The organism is Streptomyces sp. SID11385 (assembly GCF_010548245.1).
In the GTDB taxonomy this organism is placed as follows: domain Bacteria; phylum Actinomycetota; class Actinomycetes; order Streptomycetales; family Streptomycetaceae; genus Streptomyces.
In genome coordinates, this window is sequence record NZ_JAAGLR010000697.1 from 1 (window position 1) to 4,979 (window position 4,979).

At 77.5% G+C, this 4,979-nt stretch carries 4 protein-coding genes; all 4 read left to right on the forward strand.

Features of this window, described 5'->3' with window-relative positions; translation table 11 throughout:
- Window positions 1-24: 24 nt before the first annotated feature.
- A complete protein-coding gene (locus G3I42_RS21355; protein WP_164288273.1) occupies window positions 25-1,353 on the forward strand; it encodes an O-antigen ligase family protein in 1,329 nt (442 codons plus the stop codon).
- A complete protein-coding gene (locus tag G3I42_RS21360; protein WP_343244613.1) occupies window positions 1,350-3,110 on the forward strand; it encodes a lipid II flippase MurJ in 1,761 nt (586 codons plus the stop codon). Before G3I42_RS21355 ends, G3I42_RS21360 begins: the two co-directional genes overlap by 4 nt.
- Window positions 3,100-3,900 (forward strand): polysaccharide deacetylase family protein, encoded by an 801-nt coding sequence (locus G3I42_RS21365; RefSeq protein WP_164288270.1) that lies wholly within the window; start codon window positions 3,100-3,102, stop codon window positions 3,898-3,900. The genes G3I42_RS21360 and G3I42_RS21365 overlap by 11 nt, the downstream gene beginning before the upstream one ends.
- The coding region (locus tag G3I42_RS21370; RefSeq protein ID WP_239096592.1) for a glycosyltransferase at window positions 3,897-4,979 on the forward strand (1,083 nt) is incomplete at its 3' end. The genes G3I42_RS21365 and G3I42_RS21370, both read left to right, overlap by 4 nt.

Below are 4,979 nucleotides of genomic sequence, written 5' to 3' on the forward strand. Positions count from 1 at the left end.
CCCCTCGCCGTCCTCGCCCGTGCCCTGCGCCGCCACGTCCCCGCCCGCCTGCTCCCCGCCCTCGCCGTGCTCGCCCTCCTCGCCTACCCGGCGTCCCCCGGCGCCGAGGGCGCGACCCCCGCCGACGCGGCCTCCGCCGTCCTCGTCCTCACGGTCGTCCTGCGCCTGGTCCGCGAGAGCCGGAGCACCCGCGAAACCGGCGCCGCCGTCCCGGCCCTCAGCCCCCGCGCCGCCCTCCTTCTCGGCGCCCCCGTCCTCACCCTCGCCCTCGCCGCCCTCGGTGCCGCCGACGCCGCGACCGGGATCGCCGGGCTCGGGCGCTACCTCCAGATCTTCGTCCTCGTCCCCGCCGCGCTCCTCCTCTCCCTGCGCGACCCGCGCGACGTCCGCGTCCTCGCCTGGGGACTCGTCGCCCTCGCCCTGGCCGAGGGCGGCGTCGGCGTCGTCCAGTACCTCACCGGCTCCGGCGCCTCCTACCGGGGCGAGGACATCCGCGCCGTCGGCACGTTCGGGCCCGGCGACGTCATGGGCATGGCCACGGTCGTCGCGTACGGGCTCGTCGCCGCGAGCGGCCTCGCCCTCGCCCGTAGCGGGGAGGTCCCGCGCCTCCAGCGGCCCCTCGCCGCCGTCTGCGCCGCCGCGCTCCTCGTCCCCCTCGCGCTCTCCTTCAGCCGCGGCGCCTGGATCGCCACCGCCGCCGTCCTCGCTCTCCAACTCCTCGCCGCCGGACCCCGCCGCGCCGTCAAGGTCCTCGCCGCCGCGAGCGCCGCCGCCGTCGTCCTCGTCGGCGGCCTCGGCCTCGGCTCCGCGATGCTGCACGAACGCCTCAGCAGCATCACCAAGGTCACCGAAGCGCCCGACCAGTCCGTCACCGACCGCTACACCCTGTGGGCCGCCGCGGGCGCCATGTGGCGCGAACACCCCGCCGCCGGGGTCGGGCTGAAGGGCTTCCCCGCGCACCGCGACAGCCACGCCCCGCTCGCCCTCTCCGCGGGCAGCGACACCGCGGGCGCGGGCCAGGACTTCCGCGTCCAGCCGCTCCTGTCCCCGCACGACATGTACCTCCTCGTCCTCAGCGAGCAGGGCCTCATCGGTCTCACCGCCCTCGGCGGGTGCTGGGCCGCGCTCCTCGTCCTGGGCGTGCGCCGCCTCGCCGGTACGCACCGGCGCCCCGCCCCGCGCCGCCGCCCCCTCGACTGCGGACTCGTCGCCTGCGGCCTCCTGGTGTGGCAGCTCGTCGACTTCGCCTACGCCGACATCGGCGGCCCCGCCACCGTCATGACCGCACTCGCCCTCGGCCTCGCCGCCTGGTGGGGACTCGCCGCGCGCCCCGCAGAGAGGCGGACCCCGTGACCCACCGCCCGCCGGCCACCGCGCCCGGCGCACCCGCCACACCCCCCGCGTCGACCGCCGCACCCCCCGAGCACGCACCCGCCCCGCCCCCGGAGAAGACCCTCCCCGCCCCCCGCGCCGAAGGCCCCGACCCCTCCGGCCGGTTCCTCGCGCGGGCCGCCGGGATCACCGCCGCGCTCACCGTCGCCGGGTCCGTGCTCGGGCTCGTCCGCGACCAGGCGCTCGCGCACTTCTTCGGGGCCGGGCAGGAGACCGACGCCTTCCTCGTGGCCTGGACCCTGCCCGAGTTCGCCTCCACGCTCCTCATCGAGGACGGCACCGCGCTCGTCCTCGTCCCCGCCTTCTCGCTCGCCCTCGCCCTGCGCGCCACGAGCGGCGCCGGGGAACCCGACCCCGTCCGCGCCCTCGTGCGCGCCACGCTCCCCAGGTTCTGCGCGATCCTCTCGCTCGTCGCGCTCCTCCTCGTCGCCGGCGCCCCCTGGATCGTCGAGTCCCTCGCCCCGGGCCTGCCGCGCCGTCAGCTCGCCGTCGACTGCACCCGCCTCACCGCGACCTGCGCGCTCAGCTTCGGCCTCGCCGGGTACTGCGGCGCCGCCCTGCGCGTGCACCGCCGCTACCTCTCCCCGGCCTCCATCTACGTCGCCTACAACACGGGCATCATCGCCGCGATGGCCCTCGTCGGCGCCTGGGCGGGCTGGGGCGTGCGCGCCGCCGCACTCGGGGTCGCACTCGGCGGCGGGCTCATGGTCCTCGTACAAGCGCCTTTCCTCGTACGGGAGTTGCGCGCGCGGCGCGTCATCGGCGGCACGAGCGGGGGCGCGCCCGCGGCCCGTGCGAGCCTCTTCGACCCCGCGCTCCTCGGGCCCGTGCTGTGCTTCGCGCTCTTCCGGCAGTCGCAGGTGCTCGTCGAGCGCTGGTTCGGCAGCGCGCTCGCGCCGGGCGCGATCTCGCACCTCAACTACGCGCAGAAGGTCGCGCAGGTGCCGATGGTCATGTCGCTCATGCTCGCGACCGTCACCTTCCCCGTCGTCGCCAAGGCCCTCGCCGAAGGCCGCGCCGAGGACGCCCGCCGCCGCGTCGAACGCGATCTCTCGCTCGCCGGGTGCGTCGTCCTCCTCGGCGCCGCCGCCGTCATCGCCTGCGCCGAGCAGATCATCGAACTCCTCTTCCAGCGCGGGGCGTTCACCGCCACCGACACGGCCGCGACCGCCGCCGTCATGCGCGTCTACGCCCTCGGCCTGCTCGGCCACACCCTCGTCGGCGCCCTCATCCGCTCCTACTTCTCCGCCGCGCGCAAGACCTGGTACCCGGCCGCCGCCATGCTCGCCGGACTCACCGTCACCGCCCTCGGCGCGGCCCTGCTCACCCCCGCCCACGGTGTCCTCGGCCTCGCCGCCGCCAACGCCCTCGGCATCAGCACCACCGCCGCCCTCATGCTCGCCGGGCCCCTGCGCCGCACCCTCCCGCTGCGCACCGGAGCCGTCACCCGCGACCTCGCCGGACTCGTCCTCGCCGCCGCCCTCGGCTGCCTCGCGGCCCACCTCGCCGCCGCCCGCCTCAGCACCCCCGCCGCCGGCCTCACCGCCGGAACCCTCGCCCTCCTCACCGTCTCCCTCGGCACCGCGTTCGCCCTGCGCCTCCCCGCCGCCGAGGTCCTGCGCCGGACGGTCGCGCACCGGTACGCGCGCCGCTCGGGCCCCACCTCCCGTGCGACCCCCTCCGCCCCCCGTACGAGAAAGCGCCGCGATGCCCGCTGAACCGACCGCCGTCCCCGCGCCCGGCCGTCCCGCGCGCGTCACCCCGCTGTGGGTGCTCATGTACCACTCGGTCTCCGAGGTGCGCGAGGACCCGTACCGCGTCACCGTCACCCCGCACCGCCTGGAGCGGCAGCTTCGCTGGCTGCGGCGGCGCGGGCTGCGCGGCGTCTGTGTCGCCACGCTCCTCGCCGCCCGCGCCGCCGGACGCGGCGAAGGACTCGTCGGCCTCACCTTCGACGACGGCTACGCCGACTTCCTCTCCCACGCCGTCCCGCTCCTGCACCGCTACGGCTGCACCGCCACCGTCTTCGCGCTGCCAGGCCGCCTCGGCGGCGACAACGCCTGGGACCCGCTCGGCCCCCGCAAAGCCCTCCTCACCGCCGCCGGACTGCGCCGCGTCCGCGCCGAGGGCATGGAACTCGCCTCGCACGGCCTCACCCACGTCGACCTCACCCGCGCCGACGACGCCACCCTCCACGCCGAGACCGCCGAGGCCCGCGCCCGCCTCACCGCGCTCACCGGCGCCCCCGCGGACGGCTTCTGCTACCCGTACGGCACCCTCGACGCCCGCGCCATGGACGCCGTCCGCGCCGCCGGATACCGCTACGCCTGCGCCATCGACCCCGGCACCCACACCGGCCCGTACGCCCTCCCGCGCGTCCACGTCGGCAGCCGCGACACCGCGCCGCTCCTCGCCCTCAAGCGCCGCCTCCACGCCCGCCGCCGCCCCACCGCGCTCGCCACCCTCCCGTACACGCCCCTCGCGCCCGAGGAGGCGGCCCCCGTATGAGCAGCCCGGACGCCCCCGTGGACCCGCACCCTCCCCGCCCCCGCGTCCTCCACGTCATCACGGGGCTCGGCGTCGGCGGCGCCGAACAGCAACTGCGCCTCCTCGTCCCCCGCCTCACCGCCGACAGCGAAGTCCTCACCCTCACTCACCCCGGCCCCCTCGCCACCGCGCTGCGCGCCGACGGCGTCCCCGTCCACCACCTCGGCATGCGCGGCAACCGCGACCTGAGCGCCCTGCCCCGCCTCGTCCGCCACATCCGTACGGGCCGCTACGACCTCGTGCACACGCACCTCTACCGCGCCTGCCTCTACGGCCGCCTCGCCGCCCGGCTCGCGGGCGTCCGCGCCCTCGTCGCCACCGAGCACTCCCTCGGCGACACCGAGATCGAGGGCCGCCCCCTCACCCCCGGCGTCCGCGCCCTCTACCGCGCGGGCGAACGCCTCGGCACCGCGACCGTCGCCGTCTCCGACACCGTCGCCGAACGCCTCACCCGCTGGGGCGTCCCCGACACCCGCGTCCACGTCGTCCCCAACGGCATCGACGCCGCCGCCTTCGCCCACGACCCCGAACTGCGCACCACCGCACGCACCGCGCTCGGCATCCCGCCCGGCGCGCACGTCCTCGCCGGAGCAGGCCGCCTCGTCCCCGGCAAACGCTTCGCCGCCCTCGTCGAAGCCCTCGCCCTCCTCCCCGCCGACCACCACCTCGTCCTCGCCGGGGCCGGACCCGAGGAAGCCGCCCTCCGCGCCCAGGTCGCCCGCCTGCGCCTCGCGGACCGGGTCCACCTCACCGGCGAACAGGACCCGCACGGACTGCGCGCCCTGCTCTGCGCCGCCGACGTCTTCCTCTCGCCCTCCGCCGACGAAGCCTTCGGGCTCGCCGTCGTCGAAGCACTCGCCGCCGGACTCCCCGTCCTCTACGTGCGCTGCCCCGCCCTCGAAGACCTGCCGCCCGAGTCCGCGCCCGCCCAGCGCGTCGGCGGCTCACCGGCCGCGCTCGCCGAAGCCGTCCGCTGGGGCCGCGCCACCGGGCACGGGCGCGGACTCCCGCCGGGCGAGCGGTTCCCCGTCCCGGCCGCC

What these genes read in the sequence shown, in the direction of transcription:
- G3I42_RS21365 (WP_164288270.1), top strand. Translation starts at nt 3,100, where the DNA reads ATGCCCGCTGAACCGACCGCCGTCCCCGCGCCCGGCCGTCCCGCGCGC.